Source organism: Pseudomonas sp. S11P7, assembly GCF_023195435.1.
Taxonomy (GTDB): domain Bacteria; phylum Pseudomonadota; class Gammaproteobacteria; order Pseudomonadales; family Pseudomonadaceae; genus Aquipseudomonas; species Aquipseudomonas fluorescens_G.
Genome location: NZ_JALPKS020000002.1, coordinates 5,449,250 through 5,474,581 on the forward strand (window position 1 = coordinate 5,449,250; position 25,332 = coordinate 5,474,581).

Annotated in this window: 15 protein-coding genes, 2 tRNA genes and 4 rRNA genes; 11 read left to right on the plus strand and 10 right to left on the minus strand. The window is 57.8% G+C overall.

Translation table 11 applies throughout. The annotated features are described in order from the left end of the window. Window positions 1–5: 5 nt before the first annotated feature. Both M0746_RS24885 and M0746_RS24890 read left to right on the plus strand, forming a co-directional pair. Window positions 6–344 carry a tryptophan synthase subunit beta gene (locus M0746_RS24885; RefSeq protein WP_090288078.1) on the plus strand — a complete coding sequence of 113 codons (339 nt, stop codon included), beginning with the start codon at window positions 6–8 and terminating at the stop codon, window positions 342–344. Between the two features lie 272 nt (window positions 345–616). Continuing rightward, entirely contained in the window at window positions 617–1,759 is a 1,143-nt protein-coding gene (locus M0746_RS24890; RefSeq protein WP_446731279.1) for an IS481 family transposase, read from the plus strand. A gap of 89 nt (window positions 1,760–1,848) precedes the next feature. On the opposite strand, the gene lapD is transcribed toward M0746_RS24890, so the two are convergent. Next, window positions 1,849–3,795 (minus strand): cyclic di-GMP receptor LapD, encoded by a 1,947-nt coding sequence (gene lapD, locus M0746_RS24895; RefSeq protein ID WP_258450980.1) that lies wholly within the window; start codon window positions 3,793–3,795, stop codon window positions 1,849–1,851. Window positions 3,796–3,809: 14 nt separating this feature from the next. Continuing rightward, window positions 3,810–4,502: a cysteine protease LapG gene (gene lapG / locus M0746_RS24900; RefSeq protein WP_258450981.1), complete on the minus strand. Its 693-nt coding sequence runs from the start codon at window positions 4,500–4,502 to the stop codon at window positions 3,810–3,812. A 194-nt stretch (window positions 4,503–4,696) separates the two neighbouring features. Between lapG and M0746_RS24905 the strand changes: the two genes are divergently transcribed. Beyond that, entirely contained in the window at window positions 4,697–5,407 is a 711-nt protein-coding gene (locus tag M0746_RS24905) for a GntR family transcriptional regulator (protein ID WP_258450982.1), read from the plus strand. A gap of 424 nt (window positions 5,408–5,831) precedes the next feature. Here M0746_RS24905 and M0746_RS24910 read toward each other — a convergent pair whose 3' ends face one another. Beyond that, on the minus strand, window positions 5,832–6,047 hold the full coding sequence (locus tag M0746_RS24910) for a hypothetical protein (RefSeq protein ID WP_258450983.1): 216 nt from the start codon (window positions 6,045–6,047) through the stop codon (window positions 5,832–5,834). Window positions 6,048–6,147: 100 nt separating this feature from the next. Here M0746_RS24910 and M0746_RS24915 point away from each other — a divergent pair, with 100 nt between their 5' ends. The 4 genes from M0746_RS24915 to M0746_RS24930 are packed head-to-tail and all read left to right on the plus strand — an operon-like array spanning window position 6,148 to window position 11,741. Further along, complete coding sequence (locus M0746_RS24915) at window positions 6,148–6,921, plus strand: DUF3050 domain-containing protein (protein ID WP_274705850.1); 774 nt, start codon at window positions 6,148–6,150, stop codon at window positions 6,919–6,921. Then, window positions 6,918–7,847, plus strand: coding sequence for a diiron oxygenase (locus M0746_RS24920; RefSeq protein ID WP_258450984.1), 930 nt, complete (start codon window positions 6,918–6,920; stop codon window positions 7,845–7,847). Before M0746_RS24915 ends, M0746_RS24920 begins: the two co-directional genes overlap by 4 nt. Before the next feature lie 13 nt (window positions 7,848–7,860). Then, the gene (locus M0746_RS24925; protein ID WP_258450985.1) at window positions 7,861–11,250 is read left to right on the plus strand and encodes an amino acid adenylation domain-containing protein; all 3,390 of its coding nucleotides are present in this window, start codon (window positions 7,861–7,863) and stop codon (window positions 11,248–11,250) included. A 23-nt stretch (window positions 11,251–11,273) separates the two neighbouring features. Next, window positions 11,274–11,741: an SRPBCC family protein gene (locus tag M0746_RS24930; RefSeq protein WP_258450986.1), complete on the plus strand. Its 468-nt coding sequence runs from the start codon at window positions 11,274–11,276 to the stop codon at window positions 11,739–11,741. 151 nt (window positions 11,742–11,892) lie between these two features. On the opposite strand, the gene M0746_RS24935 is transcribed toward M0746_RS24930, so the two are convergent. Beyond that, entirely contained in the window at window positions 11,893–13,773 is a 1,881-nt protein-coding gene (locus M0746_RS24935; protein WP_258450987.1) for a methyl-accepting chemotaxis protein, read from the minus strand. Window positions 13,774–14,084: 311 nt separating this feature from the next. Here M0746_RS24935 and M0746_RS24940 point away from each other — a divergent pair, with 311 nt between their 5' ends. From M0746_RS24940 to M0746_RS24955, 4 genes are all read left to right on the plus strand, one after another. Further along, a complete protein-coding gene (locus M0746_RS24940; RefSeq protein ID WP_258450988.1) occupies window positions 14,085–14,585 on the plus strand; it encodes a sigma-70 family RNA polymerase sigma factor in 501 nt (166 codons plus the stop codon). After that, complete coding sequence (locus tag M0746_RS24945; RefSeq protein WP_258450989.1) at window positions 14,585–15,586, plus strand: FecR domain-containing protein; 1,002 nt, start codon at window positions 14,585–14,587, stop codon at window positions 15,584–15,586. Before M0746_RS24940 ends, M0746_RS24945 begins: the two co-directional genes overlap by 1 nt. A gap of 87 nt (window positions 15,587–15,673) precedes the next feature. Continuing rightward, a complete protein-coding gene (locus M0746_RS24950; protein ID WP_258450990.1) occupies window positions 15,674–18,178 on the plus strand; it encodes a TonB-dependent siderophore receptor in 2,505 nt (834 codons plus the stop codon). A gap of 77 nt (window positions 18,179–18,255) precedes the next feature. Then, window positions 18,256–19,434 (plus strand): PepSY-associated TM helix domain-containing protein, encoded by a 1,179-nt coding sequence (locus M0746_RS24955; protein ID WP_258450991.1) that lies wholly within the window; start codon window positions 18,256–18,258, stop codon window positions 19,432–19,434. Between the two features lie 70 nt (window positions 19,435–19,504). On the opposite strand, the gene rrf (M0746_RS24960) is transcribed toward M0746_RS24955, so the two are convergent. The 6 genes from rrf (M0746_RS24960) to M0746_RS24985 form a co-directional block, all read right to left on the minus strand. Continuing rightward, window positions 19,505–19,620 (minus strand): 5S ribosomal RNA (rrf, locus tag M0746_RS24960). Between the two features lie 105 nt (window positions 19,621–19,725). Further along, window positions 19,726–19,841, minus strand: a 5S ribosomal RNA gene (rrf, locus tag M0746_RS24965). Window positions 19,842–19,997: 156 nt separating this feature from the next. Further along, a 23S ribosomal RNA gene (locus M0746_RS24970) occupies window positions 19,998–22,891 on the minus strand. A gap of 235 nt (window positions 22,892–23,126) precedes the next feature. Then, window positions 23,127–23,202: transfer RNA gene (locus M0746_RS24975), tRNA-Ala, on the minus strand. Window positions 23,203–23,212: 10 nt separating this feature from the next. Continuing rightward, a tRNA-Ile gene (locus M0746_RS24980) sits at window positions 23,213–23,289 on the minus strand. A gap of 123 nt (window positions 23,290–23,412) precedes the next feature. Beyond that, window positions 23,413–24,949 (minus strand): 16S ribosomal RNA (locus M0746_RS24985). The 16S, 23S and 5S rRNA genes sit together here with 2 tRNA genes alongside, the layout of an rRNA operon. Between the last annotated feature and the right edge of the window lie 383 nt (window positions 24,950–25,332).

Consider the following 25,332-nt stretch of genomic DNA (forward strand, 5'->3'; position numbering starts at 1 on the left):
GCTCAATGTTTTACGTGCAACGCGATGCGCAAGGCCAGTTGATTCGCGTGGAAGCCGCGGCATACGCCGAAGCCACGGAAACACTGCCGGCCGACAACCATGAAATCCAGGCGTGGTACGCCAACGAAGCCGTGGAGAACAGCCTCAAGCAGCTCAAGCAGAGCGACTTCGAGATGATTCGGGTGCTCGACGACCTGATTCAGGTGCTGACCCAGAAAGGCGTGATCCGCGTCACCGACCTGCCACCCGCAGCCCAGGCCAAACTGATGGACCGCAACCAGGCACGTGAGGCGCTGGGCGGGTTGAGCCAGTTGATCGATGAGGATGAGGGTGGGCTGATCTGATCCACCCGGAATCAAGAGCGGACCCTCACCCCAGCCCTCTCCCGGAGGGAGAGGGCGCCGACCGAGGTGTCTGGCGCTATCCGTCGACCTGAGAGATCGGGTCGATTATGGATTCAACGGAGTTCTTGCAGGTCGGCGTATTAGATCAATATCCCACGGTCAGTCCCCTCTCCCTCTGGGAGTGTATGTACCGGACACATGGTGGACAGGTGTTCGGAGACATGGTGGACACTTTTTAATAGGCACATTGCTCATCATCAAGGAGATGACCTGTGTCCTGGCAAGAGGCATCCACCATGCAACTTCGTACAGAGTTTGTGCATTTGGCTCGGCAAGAAGGAGCGAATGTTCGGCAGCTTTGCCGTCGATTCAATATCAGCCCAAGTACTGCCTACAAATGGCTCAACAGGTTTGAAATATCAGGTGTAGAGGGGTTGCACGATCAGTCCCGTCGACCGAAAACATCACCGAAACGTTGTGCTGATGAGGTTGAGCAGCAGATTCTGACCATGAGTCAGCAATACGACGCCTGGGGTGCCCGCAAGCTCAAGCGCGTGCTGGAAGATGAAGGCGCTGTGATGCCCTCTGTCAGCACTGTGCATGCGGTTTTGCAGCGTCATTCGCGTGTTGATCCAAAGGCTACCGAGATCAAACCATTTATCCGCTTTGAGCACGAAGCGCCTAACGATCTATGGCAGATCGACTTCAAGGGACATTTCAGTCTGAGTCACGGACGCTGCCATCCATTCACAATACTGGACGACCACTCACGCTTTTCGCTGTGCATTGCCGCATGTGCCAATGAGCAGCGCCAAACTGTACAAGACCATCTAATCCGGACGTTTCGACGCTACGGTCTGCCGTTGCGCATGACGATGGACAACGGCTCGCCATGGGGCGATCAGACTGGCGTTTATACTGCGCTGGAAGTCTGGCTGATGAGCCAAGGCATTAAGGTCGGTCACTCCCGGCCTTATCATCCGCAGACTCAGGGAAAACTGGAGCGCTTCCACCGCAGCCTGAAAAATGAAGTCCTGCAAGGCCGGTTTTTCACCGATCTCGACGACGCACAACGGGCGTTTGATACCTGGCGCGACATCTACAACCAGAAACGCCCTCATCAGGCGCTGGGCATGGCGGTGCCGGCGGCTCGTTACAGTGGCAGCCCACGGGAATATCAGGAGCGACCGGCGGAACCGGAGTACAACGACGCAGATGTGGTCAGGAAGGTACAGGTGGGAGGCGAAATCTTCTGGAGGAATCGGGAATACAAGATCGGAAAGGCTTTTTATGGCAGGTGCATAGCGATCAGGGAGACGACGGAGGACGGCATCCACGATGTCTACTGGAGTAGACATCGTATCGCCCGAATCGACTTGAACTTGCAGATCGTGACGGCAGGTAAGAAGATCTAAAACCGTCCACCATGTCTCCGAACATGTGTCCACCATGTCTCCGGTACATACAGGGAGAGGGCTAGGGTGAGGGTTGCTTTTTCGGTGACTCACCGCCAAGGCTTCGGCTCACCCAGCAACTGCCCCTGCACCCCATACAAGCCCATCTCGCGAATCACTGACAGCTCCCCTTCGGTCTCGACCCGCTCGGCAATCAGCGGCAGATCGATGCTGTGCGCCGCGCGCTGGATCGCTTCGATGAACAGGCGCTTGTCGCTTTCCTGATCAATCGCCCGAATGTAGCTGCCATCGATCTTCAAGTACGCCAGGCCCAGCCGCGCCAGGTTGCCGATCATGCTGAAGCGGCCGCCAAAGCGCTGCAGGCTCAAGGAGAAGCCCAATTCGCGCAGACGCCGGGTCAGTTGTTCCAGCAGCGCTTGTTCGGGCAACTGCTCTTCGCCGATTTCCAGGGTCAGGCGCGAACCGAGGTTGGAGTGTGTGCGCAAAATCTCGAAGATCTTGTTCAACGCCTGCGGATCGGCGAGGGTGGCCGAAGACAGGTTCAGCGCCAGCGAATCTTCGTGCTCTTGCATTTGTTCCAGCACGCGCTCGAGCATCAGGCGATCGAGCCGCGCCGTCCAGCCGAAGCGCTCCAGCCACGGCAGAAAGCGTCCGGCGGGGATGGTCTGGCCCTGCTCATCGAGCAGGCGCGAAAGCACCTTGTAATGCAACACCAGTTGCGTGTCCTGCGCCGCCACCACCGGTTGAAAATACAGCTCGAAACGCTGCTGATTCAACGCCTGATCGAGCAAGCGATGCCAGGCGTGGTGATCATCGCCAACCTCGGCGGTCAGGCCTTGTTCGATGCACGCCCAGTTCTGCTCGCCCTGCCCTTCGGCCTGCGCCAGCGCCTGATCGCCCAAGGTCAGGACCTGCTGCGGCGAATCCCCGTCAGCGAACGGCGCCAGACCGATCGAAGCCACTGCGGCGACGTCGGTAGCGCCCGTCGCGTGCAGGCTGCTCAGCGCGCTGTCGAGGTTCTGCGCCAGTTGCAGCGCCTCTTCGCGGACCAGCCCCGGCGCCAGCACGGCAAATTCACCGCCACGAATCCGCGTGACGAGGTTCTGCGTTTCCGGGTACTTGGCGCATTCGCGCGACAGTTGCTCGCCCACCGCTTTCAGCAATTCATCGGTGCGCTGGCCGCCGAGGCGCTGGTTGAGGCCGGCCAGATCCTTGACCCGCAATAGCAGCAGATAACCGGAACTGGCCTGCTCCGGATTGCTCACTCGATCATTCAACTGCATCTCGAAATAACGCCGGTTGGCCAGCCCGGTGAGGTTGTCCTGATAGGACTCGGCGCGCAGTTTTTCACTGCGCTCGGCCTGCTCCTGGAACAGCGCCTTGAGCTTCTCGACCATCTGATTCATCGCCTGCACCACACGGCGCAATTCCGGCGTGCGCGGCAACTGCGGCAAGCTGAGGAATTCGCGCCGGGCGATGGCGTGGGATTGCTGGACCATGTAGTCCAGCGGCTTCAGTTGCCGACGCAACAGCAACGCACCGAGTACCGCGCTCAGCGCACCGCAGAGCAACAGCCAACCGAGACTACCCAACGCGCTCTGCCACAACTTGGCCACGGCAAACATCGGATGGCTGACCACTTCGACCCGCGCTGCCTGTTCCCAGCCGCGACTGACCAAGGCGTCGCCACCGGCCGGCTCCAGGCCGATGAGTTTGACGAACCAGTCCGGCACATTGCTCACGGCCGGAATGCCGCTGCGCTCGACGATGGTCTGATCGGTCTTCACATCGACCACGCGAATGCTCGCGTAATAACCACTGTCGAAAATCGAGCTGACCAGCAGCTCGACCATCGCCGGGTCATCGATATTCGGTGTCAGCGACAAGGCCAGCGCCGTCGCGGCGTCCTGCGCATGGGAACGCAACTGGTTGACGTACTGGGTGCGCGAGCTTTCCAGACTGACCATGAAGCTGCCGGTGAAGGCGACCACCAGGAACAGACAGATAGCGATCAACAGCTGTTTGAACAAAGACATCTGAGCGCGTGCTCCTAGTTAGTCGTCTCGACCGGGAAACCTTCGGCCTGCATTTTCTTCAAGACATCCTGCCAGCGCGACAGGCGTTTGGTGTCGCCGACCTTCTTATTGCCCTTGGCCCCCGGCAGGTACAGACCCTCGGCATTGAAAGAGTAGACCGGCAGCAAATCGGTTCGCTGCGATGCCGGCTGGATCGGATCGATCAGGCTGTCGAGCACCAGCGGCATCGCATCGGGGGTCGCATAGTATGTCAGGACCATGTGCGCGCGGTTCTGGCGCAGTGCCTTGACGTAGGTGATGCGCAGCTTGTCACTGGACACCCCGAGATGGCGCAGGCTGAAATACTTGGCGATCGCATAGTCTTCGCAGTCGCCAGCGCCCTTCCACAAGGCTTCGATGGGGGTTTCCCAATAGTCGACCTGACGCCACAGGTCGATGTCTTCGACATAGCGCACCTGCTTGTTGAAAAACAGATTCACCACTTTCAGTTTGTCCATTTCGCTGGCCTGCTGCTGCGTCGCCAGCAGATTCTGCCAGGCATCGATGCGTTGCTGACCGGCGCCCAGCGGTCCGTAAAGCGCCGTGGCCTTGCGGCTGATCGCGGAAAAATCCCAATCGGCATGCAGACCGCCCAGCATGACGCCGGCCAGCAGCAGTGCGCAGCCTGACCAGCGCAACGTCCGGGAGATCGCGAAACGTACCGCCACAGCAGATTTCCAGAGAGCAGGGAGGAAGGCGTTCGATGTTGCAGCTTAGTCCGGCAAAAAACAATGGCACCATGAGATCATCGCTGCACGCTAAACTATAGAAGTTGCCTCATTCCTCTACACGGTTTGACAAGCTGTAGAGCAATCACTAGTGTCATTTGGATCCAAATCACCGACCTACAGGGTGCGTAGTCGTGACACAGAAGCCCAAACCGCTGCACAGCATTAAAGTCGACGGACCGATTCCTGCGCATCTGGCCCGTTCGGTCATCGAAGAAACCCTGCGCTCAGCGATTCTCGATGGACGTCTGCCCTGCGGTACGGCGCTGCGCCAGCAGGATCTCGCCGATCTGTTCGGCGTCAGCCGCATGCCGGTGCGCGAAGCCTTGCGCCAGCTCGAGGCCCAGGATCTGCTGAGTGTGACTACGCATAAAGGCGCAGTGGTCGCGCCGTTGATTCAGGGCGATGCCACCGAAACCTACGAGTTGCGCATTCTGCTCGAATCCGAAGCCATGCGTCAGTCGATCCCACTGCTGACCGAAGCCGATCACGCCCAAGCCGCCGCGTATATCGAGGCGCTGGAAGCGCAGCACGATTACACCGAAATCGGCCGGCTCAACCGTTTGTTCCACATGGCCCTGTACAGCAAAGCGCCGAACAAACGCCTGCTGCGTCTGGTCGAGGACGGGCTCAACGAAGAAGAGCGCTTCCTGCGTTTCAACCTTGAGTCGATGGGCCTGGGCAAACTGTCTCAGGACGATCACCGGGCAATGCTGCAAGCCGTTCGCGACCGCGACATCAAGCTGTCGATCGAACTGCTGGAGCAACACCTCAACCGCGGTGTCGATGTCATCACCCGCTACCTCGCCACGCCTGCCGCGCAAAGCCGCACTGTCGGCCGCTGAGCCCGTACCCCCGCGAATTACCCGCTTACAAATCCCCTAGCGATCGCCCGCCCTGCGGTGGGCGGGTCCGCGCACGCCATCGCCCTTCCCCGCTACGCGCGGCCCGATCGTCACGGCTCGTCAACGGCGAATCGGTCATAGCCGTGGCGAAAAATTACCCGCACTCTTGAACGGCCACCCATACAGAACGGGGACGCGCCGCCCTGACGGTGCAGTCCCCGCAACAGGAACCTACGGAAGGAGCCTTGTCACGGGACAAAAGGAAGTTCAGGCGCCGGTCCCGGCCAACTTTCGTCCCCTCTTAATCAAACCGATTTCTTCAGTAAAAGTTGCTTCGAGTGAGGCATTCACTCTTGTCATCCAATTTTGGCCATTATTGGCTGAAAGGAGTAACTACGCCCAAATAAAACTTTTTACGAAAGTCTTATTGGAACTTTGCGCCTTTGAAAAACAGCAAACTTGAAATAATTAAAATTGCACTTGTTAAATGTTTGCCATCTGTATTAGTTTTTTCCTCGCCGAAGTTAAAGCTTGCGTTCACTTCGGCACGCGGCGCCCTGACGTAGCGCACCGCATAGGCTGCACGCTTGCACAGCAGGACTTTGCGTAGACATACGCCGGGCAGCTTGTTTGCCGGCATCCAACTTCACACGATACAGACACACAACTAACCCGGTGCAGTATTAATTGCGCCATTGCACAAGCAGTTCCATTTCACCCCAATGATTAAGGACGTCATCATGCCTTCCAAGCACCAACTCGCCTTGAAGAAAGTCGAACTCAGCAATCATCCGATATTTGCCGAGATCAGTTCGTTATCAATATTGCGTCGTTTCATGGAAACCCATGTATTCGCCGTATGGGACTTCATGTCGCTGACCAAGCGTCTGCAACAGGAACTGACCTGCACCCGATTGCCCTGGTTGCCACCGCGCGATCCGCAGGCCGCGCGACTGATCAATGAAATCGTGCTCGGCGAAGAGTCGGACGATCGTCTGGCCGATGGGCACTACAGCCATTTCGAGCTGTACCTGGACGCCATGCGCGAAATCGGCGCCAGCACCACAGCGGTCGAACGTTTTGTCGCGCTGCAACAGGAAGGTGTGAGCTACGACGTCGCGCTGCAAAGCGTCGAGGTTGATCCGGCCGCCGCGCAGTTCGTCCGCGACACTTTGCACACAGCGCTGCATGCGCCGGGGCACAGCGTCGCTGCGGCGTTTCTGCACGGCCGCGAGAGCGTGATCCCGAGCATGTTCCAGCGCATTCTCGATGACTGGGGCATCGGCATCGAGCAGGCGCCGACCTTTCGCTATTACCTGCAACGGCATATCGAGGTCGACTCCGAAGATCACGGCCCGGCGGCCGAGCACCTGCTTCAGCGCCTGGTCGACGGCGACCCGCAACGCCAGGCCGAGGTCTACGCCAGCGCCGTCGCCGCCGTGGAAAGCCGTATTGCGCTGTGGGACGGCCTGCGCCTGAGCATGCGCGAACCGTTGGCGGAGGTGGCCCAATGAACGCCGCCGACTATCGATCCTTCGCCGACGCCTGGGAACAGCGCGCAACCATTCGCACCCGGCCGCGCCGGGTACTGGAAGACGACGAGCGGCTGATCTATCCGCTGAGCCGCCAACCCTTGGTGCTCAGCGAAACCTTCCTGCGCGAATGCCCGGAACAACGGGATTTCGCCCTCGTGCAGACGCTGTACAAGTTCATCAACGACGTAGTGATTTTCGAGACGGAAATCGTCGACAAGACTGCGCGCAGCATCGCCAAGAATCGCTTCGCCGTGGCATTCCCCTTCGCCTGTCGTTACGACGCGATGACCGTGGTGGTCGATGAGGATTACCACGCGCTGGTGGCGATGGATTTCATGCAGCAGACGGTGGCCATGACCGGTATCGAACCGATTCAGCTACCCGATCAGATCGAGCTGAGCCGGGCAATTCCCGCCGCCGTGGCGCTGGCGCCGGAGCATTTGCGCAGCGCCGTAGAACTGATTTGCGTAGCCATCGCGGAAAACACCGTGACCGGCGACGTCGCCGCGTTCGCCCGTGACGACTCGGTCAAACCGTCGATCAAGGGGCTGATGGCCGATCACCTGCTCGACGAGGGTCGCCACTCGAGTTTCTGGGCACGCATGGTGCGCATCTACTGGCACACCGCGAGCGACGCCGACCGCGAAACCATCGCGCAGATTCTGCCGGTGTTCATCGGCCACTACCTGACCAACGACATTCAGAAGTCCTTCGACCTGCGCCTGATCGATGCGCTGCCGGTCAGCGAAGCCACGCGCTGTTCGCTCCAAGAGGAAATGGCCGGCCTGGCCTTCCCGATCAATCGCCATCACCCGCTGGTGGGCAACATCGTCAGGTTCTTCCACAACAGCTCGCTGCTCGACGCGCCCTGCGTGCAGCATGCCCTGCGTGACTATCTGGTGTGACAAGGAGGTCTTCATGAAACGTCTCGACATTTTGCTGATCGGCGCCAGCCAGGCCATGACTGATCTGGCGCTGGAACTTGAACAACACGGTCACGCGGTGCAGCGCAATGCTGCCGCGCAAGCGGCGGTGGATCTGATCATCGACGATGGCTTTATTGGTGCTGGCGATCGCTGCGCCATCCCGCACCTGCATTTGCGTCTGGGCGTCGGTGCGAGTCGCGCCGGTTTGCCGGTCCTCGACCTGCTGTGCTTTCGCGGCTCGTCAATGATCAGCCGCGTGCCGATCGGCGATGAGCCGTCAGGCAACGGTCAGGCGCTGCGTCAGCGAGTCCTGGCGCATGTGGTCGATGAAGTGGCGCTGTTGGTCAGTCGTCTGTCCCGCGACGGCGACTACCTGCAACACCTCGCCCCGCTGAGCGCGCCGGATTTCGAGCGCCTGGAAAACCTGCGTTTTCTCGACAGCCTGGCTTACGTCCATCGGCGCAACGACACGGTGAATGCAGCACTGCTGGAACAGGCACAGGTGAGCGTTATCGAGCGCCTGCAACAGAGCTTGATTCAGCATGCCGAACGGCCGGCGCTGCACCTCGGCGAACGTTGCATCAGCTATCGCCAATTGCACGCCCACAGCCGAGCGATTCAGCAGCGCCTGCAAGCGTTGCTGGAGCCGCATCCGCAGCCGTGGATCGTCGCGGTCTGCCTGCCGAAAAGCCCCGAGCTGTTCGCATCGATCCTGGCGATTCTGGGCAGCGGCGCCGTGTATTTGCCGCTGGAGCCGAGCCATCCGTTGCCGCGCCAGCAGTACATTGTGCAAAACGCCGGCGCGCTGCTGTTGCTGCATGACGGCGAGCATCCGCTCGGCGCCACCATGCCAGGGCTGGACGTCAGCCTCATCGACAGCGCCGCAGCGGATCTCAACCTGCCGTTGATGCGCCAGCGCCCCGAACTCGACGCGCCGTGCATGGCGCTGTACACCTCAGGCACCACCGGGCATCCGAAAGGTGTGCTGCTCAGCCAGGCCAACCTCGCGCATTTCACGGCGTGGTACGCCGATTACGCGCAGTTGCATGCCGAGAGCCGAGTGCTGCAGTTCTCCTCGCTGAGCTTCGATTCATCGCTGATCGATATCTTTGCGACCCTGCTCACCGGCGCCGAACTGGTGGTGCCCGACGACACGCAACGGCGCGATCCGCTACAACTGGTGGCGCTGATCCGGCGCCGGCAACTGACCCACGCGTTCCTGCCACCAGCGCTGTTGAGCATCCTGCCGCTGGAGCAACTTGAAGGCGTGCAGGTGATGACCGGCGGCGATGTCTGCGAGCCGTTCGTGATCGAACAACTGACCCGTCAGGGCACGCTGCACAACCTCTACGGCCCGACCGAAGCCACGGTGCTGATTACCGCGCGGCACCTGCAACCGGGCGACAGCAACCGCAGCCTCGGCGCGCCGATCGCCAACAGCCAGGTGCTGATTCTCGACGACGATCTGCAACCGGTGGCGGAGAACACCGTTGGCGAATTGTTCATCGTCGGCCCCGGTGTCTGTCTCGGTTACCTGAACAATCCGCAGCAGACGGCCGAGCGTTATCTGCGACTGAATCTGCCGGACGGCCAGACGCTGCGCGCCTACCGCACTGGCGACATGGCGCGTTGGGGCGAGCAGGGCATCGAGCTGTGCGGGCGCCGCGACAATCAGGTGAAGATTCGCGGTTTCCGCGTCGAGCCAGAGGAGATTGAACGCTGCTTGCGCGAGAGCCAGCTGTACCGGCAAGTGGCGGTAGTGATCGACAGTCAACGCAGGATTCTGGCTTTTCTCGCTCAGCCGCAATCAGCGACTGCCCGCGAAGAACTGAAGGCTCACGCCCGGCAGTTTCTACCGGACTACATGCAACCGGTGGCGTGGACTGAACTGCCCGGCATGCCCTCCGCCAGCAACGGCAAGGTCGACCGCAAAGCGTTGCTGGAGTTGCCCGTGAGCGTGCAGGACAGCGGGCGGAAATGCCTGCCGAGCAATGCTGACGAAGCGTTGTTGCTGCAGATCTGGGCCGAGTTGCTGGAGCTGCCGGACAGCGATATTTCCACCGACGAAAGCTTCTTCAACCTGGGCGGCCATTCGATCCTGTTGTCGCGGATGTTGCTGCGCTTGCGTGAAGAATTCGGCCGCAGCATTTCGATCAATCGCTTCATCGAACAGCCGACCATCGCCAAGCTCGCAACCCTGGTGCGCGGTAGCGATGACAGCGCCGTGCTCAGCGCTCAGGCCATGGCCGACGCCGAACGCGCGCTGGATATCCAGGCGTTGCCGATCAGCCGCATGGGCGATGTGCACAAGGTCATCGTCACCGGCGCCAACAGCTTCGTCGGCGTGCATATTGTCGAGGCGCTGCTCGGTTGGGGTGCCAGCGAAGTCGCCTGTCTGGTGCGCGAGGGTGGTGGGCAAACAGCGGCGCAGCGCTTTGCCCAAGCGTTGCGGGAAAACCGCCTGGAGCATCTGGATCTGAGTCGCGTGCGGGTCTATGCGGCGGACATCGCGCGCCCGCAACTGGGCCTGAGCGACGAAGATTATCAGCGCCTCGATCACGAGTTCGGCGCGCTGGTGCACAACGCCGCCAACGTCAACCATGTGCTCGATTACGAGTCGCTGGCCGCAGACAACGTCGAGCCGGTTTTTGCCCTGCTGCGCCTGTGCGAAGGGCAGAGCAAAAAGGTCTTCAACTTCGTCTCGACATTGTCGGCCTCCAGTTCCGTTGACGACGCAGGCCGGGTGCTGGAACTGCCGGCCGCGACCACGCCACCGATCTACATCCGCAATGGCTACAACCTGTCGAAGTGGGTTGGCGAGCGCATTCTCGAACGGGCTCGCGAGCGTGGCGTGCGGGTCAATGTGTATCGCCCCGGCAACATCAGTTTCAACAGCCTGAGCGGCGTCTGCCAGCCGCACAAGAACCGTTTGATGCTGATGCTCAAAGGCTCGATCCAGCTCGGCCAGGTGCCGGCCTTCGCGCTGAATTTCGATCTGATGCCGGTGGATTTCCTTGCCCGCTTCATCGCCTTCCATGCCAGCCGTTATTCGCCCGACCGTGCGGTGTTCAACCTGCACAACCCCGAGCCGCTGAGCTGGGACGCCTACGTCGCTTCATTCCGCGAAACCGGCAGTGAGTTTTCGCTGGTCAGCGTCGCCGACTGGCAACAGCAGTTAAGCCGGGTCGACGCCGACAACGCGCTGTTCGGCGTGCTGGGTTTCTACCTCAACGGTTTCGAAGAAGACATCGGCGATATCTCCCTGATCGGTCACGCCAACGCTGAAGCCGGCGTGCAGCAGATGGGCGCGCATTACCCGCAAAAATCCCCGGCGCTGCTGCGCCGCGGCTGCGACTACCTGAAACAGATCAACTTCATCTGACGCAACAAAAAAGGAGCAACACCATGAGCAATCTGCAACCGGACACCCTGATCAAAAACCCGCACGGCTGCCATGTCGTATCTTCGGTACAAGTGCCGGCAGACGCCGCGCAGGTCTGGGCGATAGTCGGCAACTTTGGCGCTTTCGAGCGTTTCATTCCGGCGCTGTCGCACATCGAAATGACCGGCGAGGGCGTGTCCTCGCTGCGCAAGAAAATCTTCAAGGACGGCAATGTGGTGGTCGAACAACTCAACTCCCGCGATGAGCAGGCGCGCAGCATGACCTGGACGACGATTTACAACACCTTGGGCGTGGCCAACCTGTGGGCGGCGATGAATGTCGAGGCGCTGGGCGAAGGGCAATCGCGGGCGACGTGGACGATCATTGCCGAACCGGCCTCGGGCGGGGAGGAAGCGCTGCCGGGGTTCAGGGATTTTGTGCAGGGGTTTGCCGATGATGCGATGGGGAATGTCTTGAAGCTGTTTGTTTAAGACTTTGGCTTCGCGGTGAATGGATCACCGCTATCGCTGGCAAGCCAGCTCCCACAGGATTCGAGTCGGTCACAAATAAAGTGTTCGCCAAAATTCCTGTGGGAGCGGGCTTGCCCGCGATTGAACGATAACGCGGTCTGACGAACCGCTATCAGATCTTGAAGCTGTCCACCAACTGCTTCAGCCGGTTGGCCTGCTGCGACAACGCATCACAATCCTTCAACGTCTCGTTGAGGTTGGCCACGCTCTGCTGGTTCAGCAGGTTGATCTGGTTGACGTCGACGTTGAGGGTTTCCACCACGGCGGTCTGCTCCTCCGTGGCCGCGGCCACCGACTGGTTCATGCCGTCGATTTCGCCGATGCGCTGGGTCACGCTGACCAGGCGCAGACCGGCCTGATTGGCCACTTCCACGCTCTGCTCGCTGGACGCCTGACTGGCATTCATCGTGGTCACCGCTTCACGCGAGCCAACCTGCAGCGAAGTGATCATCTTGTGAATCTCTTCCGCCGATTCCTGAGTGCGGTGAGCCAGGTTACGCACCTCATCCGCCACTACCGCAAAACCACGCCCGGCCTCACCGGCCCGCGCCGCTTCGATCGCGGCGTTGAGCGCCAGCAGGTTGGTCTGCTGCGAGATGCCTTTGATCACATCGAGAATGTGGCCGATGTTGTCGGTGCTCGCATTGAGGGTTTCGATCTGCGTGCACGACAGGCTGATTTTCTGCGACAGCTCGGTCATCGCCTGAATCGTCTGCTCGACGACCTGACGTCCGTCGTCGGCCTGCTCGCTGGCGCCGCTGGCGTGTTGCGAAGCATCGGCAGCGTTGCGGGCGATCTCCTGGGTGGCGGCGCCCAGTTGGTTGATCGCCGCCGCGACGCTGTTGGTGCGCGCGCTTTGTTCGTCAGAGCCGACGATCGACGCGTTCGACGATGCCATGACTCGTTGCGACAAGTCGTGCACATGGCGGGTGGCCGAGGACACTTCGGATATCGACGCGTGAATGCGTTCAACGAACTGGTTGAAAGCACTGCCCAGTTCGCCGAACTCGTCTTTGCTTTCTACCGACAGACGACGAGTCAGATCGCCTTCGCCCTGAGCGATGTCCTGCATTGCACGGCCCATGGTGGTCAGCGGACGCATCAAGACGTTGATCAACAGGCTCAACAGCAACGCAATGGCGGCCACGGCGACGAACATAGCGATCAGCGCCGAGGTGCGGAATTGGCTGAGCGCTGCGTAGGCTTTGTCGTGATCGATCGACAGACCGATGTACCACTGCGCATTCGGCAGGTCGTTGACCGGGGTGAACGACAGAATCCGCTCCTCGCCGTTGAGCACGACGTTCTGGTTGCCCTTCTCGATGCGCACGCTGGCGTTCGGGTAGATGTCTTTCAGGTTTTTCATGACCTGATCCTTGTCCGGGCTGACGATCACCTGACCGTCAGCGCTGACCAGAAACGCATGGCCAAGGCCACCGAAGTCCACCGAGTTGATGATTTTGACCAGGGTTTCCAGGCTCAGGTCGCCACCGACCACGCCAAGCAGTTCACCATTCTTCTTCACCGGCATGGCGATGGTTACTACCAGCCCGCCAACCGCGGCCATGTACGGCGGAGTCAGCATGGTTTTATCCGCGGCCACCGCTTGCTTGTACCAGGGACGCTGACGCGGATCGTAGCCGTCCGGCATCTTCGCGTCCGGGCGTTGGGTGAACACACCGTTGGCCTGGCCAACATAGGTGAACTGGAAATTCGAGGTGAAAGCCGGTTGATCGACCAGCCCCGGCAGGTCGGCGTCCTTGCCCTGATGAGCGACGTTCTGCGCGAGGTTTTCCAGCACCAGAATCCGCCCGCTCATCCAGTTCTGCACGCTGCTGGCGGTCAGATCACCGGCCTGCTGAACGGAAGACTGAAGGTTCTGGCGAATGGTGCTCCGCTGCAGATAGTCGTTGTAGAGCGTGAACAGCGCGAACGCCAGGACCACGACGCCCGAGGCGGCCAGCAGAATTTTATGGCTGAACTTTAGATTCATTTCATGGGACTTCTTATGCCAAAAGTGGGGATGCGTTCCGGATGCAACATTCCATGTACAGCGCAGGCAGCGTTCTTCCGGCCGCTCTACTTTGGTGCACGCATGTCTCACCAGTCTGTCGGCACGCGTGGGAGAAATCTTAGGGTTGCGTAGGAAATGGATGGCGTTTCTGGCGGATTCCCGCCGAACGGCGGGCCAGAGCGGCTGACGGAAGATTTTTCCGCGCGTTGCGTGAGCAGCGGTTGCAAATTCTGCGACCCTTGAAGACAATGCGACTAATTATCATTTGTGACGTCCGGGCTGTCGCGTTCATGTCCTCCCCCGAGTTTGCGGTACAGACGCTTTATCGTTGTCATCACGGCTGGCTCAATACCTGGTTGCGCGCACGGCTGGGCAACGCAGCGGATGCGGCGGATCTGGCACAGGACACTTTCGTTCGTCTGCTGCAACGCAGCGAACGCCTCGAACTCAAGGCCCCTCGTGCATTCCTACGCACCATCGCCCGCGGCTTGGTGATCGATCATTGGCGCCGCGAAGAAATCGAGCGCGCCTACCTGGAAACCATCGCCCACTTACCCGAAGCCGAAACGCCAGGCAGCGAAGCCCGCGCGTTGATCATTGAACTGCTGGAAAGCATCGCGCGCATGCTTGAAGGGCTGAAACCGAAGGTGCGTCAGGCCTTTCTGCTGGCGCAGTGCGAAGGTCTGACCCACAAGCAGATCGCCGAGCAAATGGGGCTGTCGTTACGCTCGGTGGAACGCTACGTCGCCGAGGCGCTGTATCACTGTTACGTCTTGCGGTACGCGCACTGATGCCGCTGGACAATGCTGCACTTGGCCGCCGCGCCGAGCCGCCACCGCAAGTGGTCAAACAAGCCATTCACTGGCTGCTGCGCCTGCGTAACAACCACGGCAATCCACGGCTGAACCGCCAGTGCGAACAATGGCGGGCCGAACATCATCAACACGAACTGGCCTGGCAGCGCGTGCAGTCGTTGCAAGCCGAACTGAGCAGCAACCTGCGTGCGGTGCCCGGCGCGCAGGTGGCGTTCAACACGCTGGAAAACAGCGCGCAGAATCTGGGCCGGCGGCAGGCCTTGAAGTTGCTCTCAGGCGCATTGCTGATGGGTTCCGCCGCGTGGCTGGCCAAGGACAGCGGCGCCTGGCAGCAGTGGAGCGCCGATTACGCCACCGCAACGGGTGAGCAGCGCGGTTTTCAATTACCCGATGGCACGCGCATCGAGCTCAACACGGCCAGCGCGGTGGATCTTCATTACACGGCGCAGCAGCGTCTGATCAAACTCAATCGTGGCGAAATCATCGTCAGCTGTGGCGGCTCCGACGAAGGCGCACCGTTCGATCGCCCGCTGCGCGTGCAAAGTCGTCACGGTATGTACGCGCCCATTGGCGCCCGCTTCATCCTGCGTCAGGACGACGATTGCAGCCGGCTCACTGTCACCAGCGGCCGCGTTGCCATTGTTTCCGGTGACCATTCGGTTGAAGCCGTCGCAGGACAGAGCTACCGCATCGACCACCTGCAGATCCGTCCGGTGCCGGCACCGGATATGGACACCGGCGCGTGGGTCGATGGTTTGATCGTCACGCGCAATATGCGCCTCGGCGATTTTCTCAGGGAGGTCGGGCGCTACCGTCATGGCGTGCTCAATTGTGCAATGGAGATTGCCGATCTGCGCCTGTCCGGAGTGTTTCGGCTGGAGGACACGGACAAACTGTTGGCGCTGCTGCCGCAGACTCTGCCGGTGCAATTGCGTTACCGGACACGCTGGTGGGTGAGCGTGGAACGTGCGGTGTGAAATTTTTTGGCGGGTTTTCGCAAGGGCTTCGGCTTAGTCAGTAAGCACTTCAATCCAAGCGTTTGCGACTTCCTACGGAAACCCACAATGACTGTCCGCGCCCACTGTAAGAACTCTCTGAATTTCACTGTTGAATCGAGCCTGCTGCAGCACGCCGTTCGCGCCGCGCTGTTTTCTACTGCGCTGAGTGTCGGTGTATTGCCCGGCCTGAGCCTCGCCGCTGACGTCACTGCCGGCGCGGTCAGCCCACGCTATGACATTGCTGCGGGGCCGCTGGACGAGGCGTTGAATCAGTTCGCCCGTCAGGCGGGCATCACCCTGTCGATGACCCCGCAACAGACTCAGGGCCGTCAGTCACCCGGCGTACAGGGCGAATATTCCACCGATCAGGCGCTGAGCCATTTGTTGGGCGGCTCGGGTCTGGAAGCGGTCAGCCAGGATGGTAGTCGCTACATTCTGCGCCCGCTCGCCGAGAGCGAAGCGCTGGCCTTACCAACCACCGACATCAAAGGCTTCGCCCTCGGCAACGCATTGGGCAGCATGGCGGGCTACAACGCTACTCATAGTCAGATCGCCACCAAAACCAGTACCGCGTTGCTTGAAACTTCGCAAAGCGTGTCTGTGGTCACGCGCGAGCAAATGGATGACCAAGGCTCGCAAACCGTCTCTCAGGCTATGCGCTACGCTCCGGGCGTACTGACCAATCCGTATGGCGCGACCCACCGTTACGACTATGTGGCGATGCGCGGTTTCAACGATGGCTCGGTGGACAACATTTATCTCGACGGCCTCAAGTCGATGGGTGATAGCGGTACTTACAGCACCCTGCAAGTCGATCCGTATTTCCTCGAGCGGGTGGACATTCTCAAGGGCCCGTCTTCGGTGCTGTATGGCCGCAGTTCGCCCGGCGGGCTGGTGGCGCTGACCAGCAAGAAACCGCTGTACGAGGCCTACCATCAGGTACAGGCGACGGTGGGTAATCAGGGGCAGCGCGGGTTCGGTTTTGACTTCAGCGGCCCGGTCGATGACGACAAGCGCATTGCCTATCGTCTGACCGGTTTAACGGATCGCTCCGACACGCAATTCGACCACAACAAGGAAAAGCGCTACGCATTGGCGCCGACCCTCAGCATCGACTTCAGCGAAGATACCTCGCTGACACTGCAGGCCTATCTGCAACACGACCCGGATGGCGGCTACCACGGTGGCGTGCCGGCGGACGGTACGATTCATCAGCGCAACGGCCAGCGTATCTCGACGGAGTTCTTTGAAGGTGAGCCGGGCATCGATGGTTACTCGCGTGACCAGCAATCCTTCGGATATCAGTTCGAGCATCGCTTCAACGATGTTTTCACCGCACGGCAGAACTTCCGCTACCTCGATTCCAAAGTAAACATGGATCAGGTCTACGCCTATGGCTGGACCTCGCCGACCAGTAACGAGCTGAACCGCTATTACACCGGTGGCGATGAGCGCCTGCATGCGTTCATCGTCGACAACATGCTTCAGGCCGAGTTTTTCACCGGTGCGACTAAACATACGGTGCTTCTGGGCGCTGACTATCAGCGGCGCAAAACCGTGGTCGACTGGACCAGCGGCGGTCTTGCTCCGATCAACGCTTTCAACCCGGTGTACGGCAACTCGGCCATTGATATGTACGGTGAGACCAGTTATCTGCGGCGCCTGGAGCAGACCGGGGTTTACCTGCAAGACCTGATCGAGATGGACCAGTGGCGTTTATCGCTGGGCCTGCGTCAGGACTGGGTCGAGACATCCGACGAAAACCGCATCGCCGAAGCAGGGCGACCTGCCGGCACCGAGATCAACGATAGACGTACCAAACTGACCGGTCGCGCCGGTGCGCTGTATCTGTTCGAAAACGGCCTGGCGCCGTATATCAGCTACTCGGAATCGTTTAACCCGAACTCCTACGCCGACAGCGCCGGCAATCCGCTGGCACCGACCGACGGCACGCAATGGGAAGTCGGCTTGAAATATCAGCCGCCGGGCACCGACAACCTTTTCACAGCATCGCTGTTCCGCATCGATCAGGAAAACCTGGCGACCAAGCTGCCGCAGGAAAATTTCTATCGCGCGGTAGGTGCTGTCCGCTCTCAAGGTCTGGAGCTGGAAGCGCATACGCAACTGACCGATAACCTCAAACTCCTCGGCAGCTACACCTTTACCGACATCGAGTACTCGAAGTCGATGGTCAGCACCTTGAGCACGCCAACAAACGTTATCGAAAACAAAGGCAACTCACCGACGCAGGCACCGCGGCACATGGCCTCGCTGTGGGCTGACTATAAGTTCGACAGTGCCGCACTCGATGGCCTGCGCCTGGGTGGTGGCGTTCGTTATGTCGGCTACAGCTGGGCCGATGCGGAAAACACCCTGAAGGTGCCTTCCTATACGTTGTTCGATGCCTCGATCGGTTACGACTTGGGCAAGGTTGGTTTGAAAGGCGTCGACGTACGCCTGAATGCAAACAACCTGACCAACGAATCCTATGTGGCTTCCTGTGCCAGCCTGAACTTCTGCTACATGGGCGAAGAGCGCAATGTCGCGGCGACGGTCAGCTACCAGTTCTAACCATTTGTTTCGTGCATGAAAAAGCCAGCGCCTGAGCTATCAGGCGCTGGCTTCGTCGTTTTTGTAGGGGATTTCTCATGCGTGCTTATCTCGTGTTGTTGCACCGCTATATCGGTTTGGCGACCGCAGTCTTTCTGTTGCTGGCCGGACTGACGGGCAGCATTCTGGCGTTCAATCATGAGCTGGACGAGTGGTTGAATCCGCAATTTTATGCGGCGTCTGCGGTGGGCGAGCGATTGCCTCCCGGTGATTTGGTTGACGCTGTGCAGAAGGCACATCCGACGCTGCAAGTCTGGTACATGGAGTATCCAGCCGAGGTAGGGCACAGCGCATTGCTGGCCGCGGTTGCGCGAAATAACCCGGCCACGGGCAAGCCATACGATGAGCGCAATCAAGTGTTCTATCTGGATCCGGTGAATGCCGAGCAGAAGGGTCAGCGCTATTGGGGCGAATGCTGTTTTCAACGGGAGAATCTCATCCCGTTCATTCTCGAGTTTCACTACAACCTGACGTTGCCGGGCAATTGGGGATTGTGGTTGATGGGCTTGGTGGCGATTGCCTGGGTGATCGATTGTTTCGTTGCCCTCTGGCTGACGTTGCCGCGTGGAAAGCCATTCTGGATGAAGTGGTCGACTGCCTGGAAAGTAAAGGGCGGACACGCTTATCGGCTCAACTTCGATCTGCACCGCGCCGGGGGATTGTGGCTGTGGTTGTTGCTGCTGCCGATCGCTGTCAGCAGCGTCGCCATGAACTTGCCGAGTCAGGTGTTCAAGCCAGCCGTGTCGTTGTTTTCGCCAATCGAACCGAGCGTCTACGAGGCGCGAGGACGAATGCCTGCAGATGAGCTGGGCGCGACGCAATTGAGTTATCAACAGGCATACGAAAGGGCGTTGCAGGAAGGAAAAAGGCTAGGGCTGACAGTTCCGATCGGGGAGTTGTATTACAGCTTTGAATACAACTTTTACGGCGCCGGGTTCGGGCAGCATGACACCGAAGCGCATGGCAAATCCTGGCTGTTCTTTCATGGTACGGACGGTCGATTATTAGGTCAGGAGATAGCGGGACAGGGAACGTTAGGGGAGCGCTTCTACCGCTTGCAGTTACCGATACATGGAGGACGGATCTTAGGGGTTACCGGACAGGTCATGATCGCAATGCTGGGGGTCGTGATTGCCGGTCTGTCGGGAACTGGCATCTACATCTGGTGGCGCAAATGGCAGGCTCGACGCATCAGCAAGGCACGCAGGCCCGCTTGATCATTGAGTTTACGGGGTCCGGAAAAGACAAAACCCCAATTGCTTTCGCAATTGGGGTTTCGGAATTGAATCTTGACGATGACCTACTCTCACATGGGGAAACCCCACACTACCATCGGCGATACATCGTTTCACTTCTGAGTTCGGGATGGGATCAGGTGGTTCCAATGTTCTATGGTCGTCAAGAAATTCTTTATCTGGCCCGTCAACACGGTAACAAGCCAGCAAAAACAGGAACTTCTATTAAAACAAAACCCCAATTGCTTTCGCAATTGGGGTTTCGGAATTTAATCTTGACGATGACCTACTCTCACATGGGGAAACCCCACACTACCATCGGCGATGCATCGTTTCACTGCTGAGTTCGGGATGGGATCAGGTGGTTCCAACGCTCTATGGTCGTCAAGAAATTCGGGTACTGACTCGTGACCAGATGGCCTCGCTTCAGCAAATTGGGTATGTGACAGCTGTCGGTGTTTGTGCGCTTCGAACTTTCGGTTCGTTTCGTCTTCACACACCGCAATCTGGTGCCTTCTCAGGTCAGCAAATTGCTTGGGTGTTATATGGTCAAGCCTCACGGGCAATTAGTATTGGTTAGCTCAACGCCTCACAGCGCTTACACACCCAACCTATCAACGTCGTAGTCTTCGACGGCCCTTCAGGGAACTCAAGGTTCCAGTGAGATCTCATCTTGAGGCAAGTTTCCCGCTTAGATGCTTTCAGCGGTTATCTTTCCCGAACATAGCTACCCGGCAATGCCACTGGCGTGACAACCGGAACACCAGAGGTTCGTCCACTCCGGTCCTCTCGTACTAGGAGCAGCCCCTCTCAAATCTCAAACGTCCACGGCAGATAGGGACCGAACTGTCTCACGACGTTCTAAACCCAGCTCGCGTACCACTTTAAATGGCGAACAGCCATACCCTTGGGACCGGCTTCAGCCCCAGGATGTGATGAGCCGACATCGAGGTGCCAAACACCGCCGTCGATATGAACTCTTGGGCGGTATCAGCCTGTTATCCCCGGAGTACCTTTTATCCGTTGAGCGATGGCCCTTCCATACAGAACCACCGGATCACTAAGACCTACTTTCGTACCTGCTCGACGTGTCTGTCTCGCAGTCAAGCGCGCTTTTGCCTTTATACTCTACGACCGATTTCCGACCGGTCTGAGCGCACCTTCGTACTCCTCCGTTACTCTTTAGGAGGAGACCGCCCCAGTCAAACTACCCACCATACACTGTCCTCGATCCGGATAACGGACCTGAGTTAGAACCTCAAAGTTGCCAGGGTGGTATTTCAAGGATGGCTCCACGCGAACTGGCGTCCACGCTTCAAAGCCTCCCACCTATCCTACACAAGCAAATTCAAAGTCCAGTGCAAAGCTATAGTAAAGGTTCACGGGGTCTTTCCGTCTAGCCGCGGATACACTGCATCTTCACAGCGATTTCAATTTCACTGAGTCTCGGGTGGAGACAGCGCCGCCATCGTTACGCCATTCGTGCAGGTCGGAACTTACCCGACAAGGAATTTCGCTACCTTAGGACCGTTATAGTTACGGCCGCCGTTTACCGGGGCTTCGATCAAGAGCTTCGCGTTAGCTAACCCCATCAATTAACCTTCCGGCACCGGGCAGGCGTCACACCCTATACGTCCACTTTCGTGTTTGCAGAGTGCTGTGTTTTTAATAAACAGTCGCAGCGGCCTGGTATCTTCGACCGGCATGAGCTTACGGAGCAAGTCCTTCACCCTCACCGGCGCACCTTCTCCCGAAGTTACGGTGCCATTTTGCCTAGTTCCTTCACCCGAGTTCTCTCAAGCGCCTTGGTATTCTCTACCCAACCACCTGTGTCGGTTTGGGGTACGGTTCCTGGTTACCTGAAGCTTAGAAGCTTTTCTTGGAAGCATGGCATCAACCACTTCGTCACCCAAAGGGTAACTCGTCATCAGCTCTCGGCCTTAAGATCCCGGATTTACCTAAGATCTCAGCCTACCACCTTAAACTTGGACAACCAACGCCAAGCTGGCCTAGCCTTCTCCGTCCCTCCATCGCAATAACCAGAAGTACAGGAATATTAACCTGTTTTCCATCGACTACGCTTTTCAGCCTCGCCTTAGGGACCGACTAACCCTGCGTCGATTAACGTTGCGCAGGAAACCTTGGTCTTTCGGCGTGGGTGTTTTTCACACCCATTGTCGTTACTCATGTCAGCATTCGCACTTCTGATACCTCCAGCAAGCTTCTCAACTCACCTTCACAGGCTTACAGAACGCTCCTCTACCGCATCACCCGAAGGTGATACCCGTAGCTTCGGTGTATGGTTTGAGCCCCGTTACATCTTCCGCGCAGGCCGACTCGACTAGTGAGCTATTACGCTTTCTTTAAAGGGTGGCTGCTTCTAAGCCAACCTCCTAGCTGTCTAAGCCTTCCCACATCGTTTCCCACTTAACCATAACTTTGGGACCTTAGCTGACGGTCTGGGTTGTTTCCCTTTTCACGACGGACGTTAGCACCCGCCGTGTGTCTCCCATGCTCGGCACTTGTAGGTATTCGGAGTTTGCATCGGTTTGGTAAGTCGGGATGACCCCCTAGCCGAAACAGTGCTCTACCCCCTACAGTGATACATGAGGCGCTACCTAAATAGCTTTCGAGGAGAACCAGCTATCTCCGAGCTTGATTAGCCTTTCACTCCGATCCACAGGTCATCCGCTAACTTTTCAACGGTAGTCGGTTCGGTCCTCCAGTCAGTGTTACCTAACCTTCAACCTGCCCATGGATAGATCGCCCGGTTTCGGGTCTATTCCCAGCGACTAGACGCCCTATTAAGACTCGCTTTCGCTACGCCTCCCCTATTCGGTTAAGCTCGCCACTGAAAATAAGTCGCTGACCCATTATACAAAAGGTACGCAGTCACAGAACAAAGTCTGCTCCCACTGCTTGTACGCATACGGTTTCAGGATCTATTTCACTCCCCTCTCCGGGGTTCTTTTCGCCTTTCCCTCACGGTACTAGTTCACTATCGGTCAGTCAGTAGTATTTAGCCTTGGAGGATGGTCCCCCCATATTCAGACAAAGTTTCTCGTGCTCCGTCCTACTCGATTTCATTGATAAGAGATTTTCGCGTACAGGGCTATCACCCACTATGGCCGCACTTTCCAGAGCGTTCCGCTAATCTCAAATCAACTTAAGGGCTAGTCCCCGTTCGCTCGCCACTACTAAGGGAATCTCGGTTGATTTCTTTTCCTCAGGGTACTTAGATGTTTCAGTTCCCCTGGTTCGCCTCTTGCACCTATGTATTCAGTACAAGATAACCATCTTATGATGGCTGGGTTCCCCCATTCAGACATCTCCGGATCAAAGTCTGTTTGCCGACTCCCCGAAGCTTTTCGCAGGCTACCACGTCTTTCATCGCCTCTGACTGCCAAGGCATCCACCGTATGCGCTTCTTCACTTGACCATATAACCCCAAGCAATCTGGTTATACTGTGAAGACGACATTCGCCGAAAATTCGAATTTCTCAACTAAGAGAACTCACAAATTTTACCTTAGCCTGATCCGTTACCAGTGAAAGTAACGTTCAGTCTATCTTTCTATCACATACCCAAATTTTTAAAGAACGATCTAATCAAAAGACTAGAAATCAATATTCTCTCGGAATATTCATTTCTAAGCTTTCACGAAGCAGTTTATATGGTGGAGCCAAGCGGGATCGAACCGCTGACCTCCTGCGTGCAAGGCAGGCGCTCTCCCAGCTGAGCTATGGCCCCATAACAAAATTGGTGGGTCTGGGCAGATTCGAACTGCCGACCTCACCCTTATCAGGGGTGCGCTCTAACCAACTGAGCTACAGACCCAATTTCGAGCGCGTAACTGTTAGCCTGGAGCTATCAGCTTGGAGCTTAAAGCTGCTTCTTTCGTCTTCTTCAATGAATCAAGCAATTCGTGTGGGAGCTCATGGAGCAGCTGATGTCGTCGATTAAGGAGGTGATCCAGCCGCAGGTTCCCCTACGGCTACCTTGTTACGACTTCACCCCAGTCATGAATCACACCGTGGTAACCGTCCTCCCGAAGGTTAGACTAGCTACTTCTGGTGCAACCCACTCCCATGGTGTGACGGGCGGTGTGTACAAGGCCCGGGAACGTATTCACCGTGACATTCTGATTCACGATTACTAGCGATTCCGACTTCACGCAGTCGAGTTGCAGACTGCGATCCGGACTACGATCGGTTTTATGGGATTAGCTCCACCTCGCGGCTTGGCAACCCTTTGTACCGACCATTGTAGCACGTGTGTAGCCCAGGCCGTAAGGGCCATGATGACTTGACGTCATCCCCACCTTCCTCCGGTTTGTCACCGGCAGTCTCCTTAGAGTGCCCACCATAACGTGCTGGTAACTAAGGACAAGGGTTGCGCTCGTTACGGGACTTAACCCAACATCTCACGACACGAGCTGACGACAGCCATGCAGCACCTGTCTCAATGCTCCCGAAGGCACCAATCCATCTCTGGAAAGTTCATTGGATGTCAAGGCCTGGTAAGGTTCTTCGCGTTGCTTCGAATTAAACCACATGCTCCACCGCTTGTGCGGGCCCCCGTCAATTCATTTGAGTTTTAACCTTGCGGCCGTACTCCCCAGGCGGTCAACTTAATGCGTTAGCTGCGCCACTAAGAGCTCAAGGCTCCCAACGGCTAGTTGACATCGTTTACGGCGTGGACTACCAGGGTATCTAATCCTGTTTGCTCCCCACGCTTTCGCACCTCAGTGTCAGTATCAGTCCAGGTGGTCGCCTTCGCCACTGGTGTTCCTTCCTATATCTACGCATTTCACCGCTACACAGGAAATTCCACCACCCTCTACCATACTCTAGCTCGACAGTTTTGAATGCAGTTCCCAGGTTGAGCCCGGGGATTTCACATCCAACTTAACGAACCACCTACGCGCGCTTTACGCCCAGTAATTCCGATTAACGCTTGCACCCTCTGTATTACCGCGGCTGCTGGCACAGAGTTAGCCGGTGCTTATTCTGTCGGTAACGTCAAAATTGCAGAGTATTAATCTACAACCCTTCCTCCCAACTTAAAGTGCTTTACAATCCGAAGACCTTCTTCACACACGCGGCATGGCTGGATCAGGCTTTCGCCCATTGTCCAATATTCCCCACTGCTGCCTCCCGTAGGAGTCTGGACCGTGTCTCAGTTCCAGTGTGACTGATCATCCTCTCAGACCAGTTACGGATCGTCGCCTTGGTGAGCCATTACCTCACCAACTAGCTAATCCGACCTAGGCTCATCTGATAGCGCAAGGCCCTAAGGTCCCCTGCTTTCTCCCGTAGGACGTATGCGGTATTAGCGTTCCTTTCGAAACGTTGTCCCCCACTACCAGGCAGATTCCTAGGCATTACTCACCCGTCCGCCGCTGAATCCAGGAGCAAGCTCCCTTCATCCGCTCGACTTGCATGTGTTAGGCCTGCCGCCAGCGTTCAATCTGAGCCATGATCAAACTCTTCAGTTCAAACATCTTTGGGTTTTTAAGAAACCCTAAACTTGGCTCAGCAATCGTTGGTTACATCTTTGATTTCTCGCGGAGTAACTTGTGATGCTGATAATCTTGTTGACTATCAGTCTGACTCCACAAGCACCCACACGAATTGCTTGATTCAGTTGTTAAAGAGCGGTTGGTTAAGATCTTTCGTCTCAACCGAGGCGCGCATTCTACAGCAGCCTCACTTGCTGTCAAGTGATTATTTTCAGAAGCTTTCGAAGATTTCTTCAAAAACTTCAACCACTTGCGCTTCCGATCTCTCGTCAGCGGGAGGCGAATTCTACAGCGTTACACGCTGCTGTCAACACCTCTTTTTCAACTTCCTTTCGAGCTTCGATGAACTGAAGCCGCTT

Excerpts from the sequence above, each read along its gene's own strand:
- M0746_RS24885 (WP_090288078.1), top strand. The coding sequence starts at position 6 with ATGTTTTACGTGCAACGCGATGCGCAAGGCCAGTTGATTCGCGTGGAA.
- lapD (WP_258450980.1), bottom strand. The coding sequence starts at position 3,795 with ATGTCTTTGTTCAAACAGCTGTTGATCGCTATCTGTCTGTTCCTGGTG.
- M0746_RS24910 (WP_258450983.1), bottom strand. The coding sequence starts at position 6,047 with ATGCCGGCAAACAAGCTGCCCGGCGTATGTCTACGCAAAGTCCTGCTG.
- M0746_RS24915 (WP_274705850.1), top strand. The coding sequence starts at position 6,148 with ATGCCTTCCAAGCACCAACTCGCCTTGAAGAAAGTCGAACTCAGCAAT.
- M0746_RS24920 (WP_258450984.1), top strand. The coding sequence starts at position 6,918 with ATGAACGCCGCCGACTATCGATCCTTCGCCGACGCCTGGGAACAGCGC.
- M0746_RS24925 (WP_258450985.1), top strand. The coding sequence starts at position 7,861 with ATGAAACGTCTCGACATTTTGCTGATCGGCGCCAGCCAGGCCATGACT.
- M0746_RS24930 (WP_258450986.1), top strand. The coding sequence starts at position 11,274 with ATGAGCAATCTGCAACCGGACACCCTGATCAAAAACCCGCACGGCTGC.
- M0746_RS24935 (WP_258450987.1), bottom strand. The coding sequence starts at position 13,773 with ATGAATCTAAAGTTCAGCCATAAAATTCTGCTGGCCGCCTCGGGCGTC.
- M0746_RS24940 (WP_258450988.1), top strand. The coding sequence starts at position 14,085 with ATGTCCTCCCCCGAGTTTGCGGTACAGACGCTTTATCGTTGTCATCAC.
- M0746_RS24945 (WP_258450989.1), top strand. The coding sequence starts at position 14,585 with ATGCCGCTGGACAATGCTGCACTTGGCCGCCGCGCCGAGCCGCCACCG.
- M0746_RS24950 (WP_258450990.1), top strand. The coding sequence starts at position 15,674 with ATGACTGTCCGCGCCCACTGTAAGAACTCTCTGAATTTCACTGTTGAA.
- M0746_RS24955 (WP_258450991.1), top strand. The coding sequence starts at position 18,256 with ATGCGTGCTTATCTCGTGTTGTTGCACCGCTATATCGGTTTGGCGACC.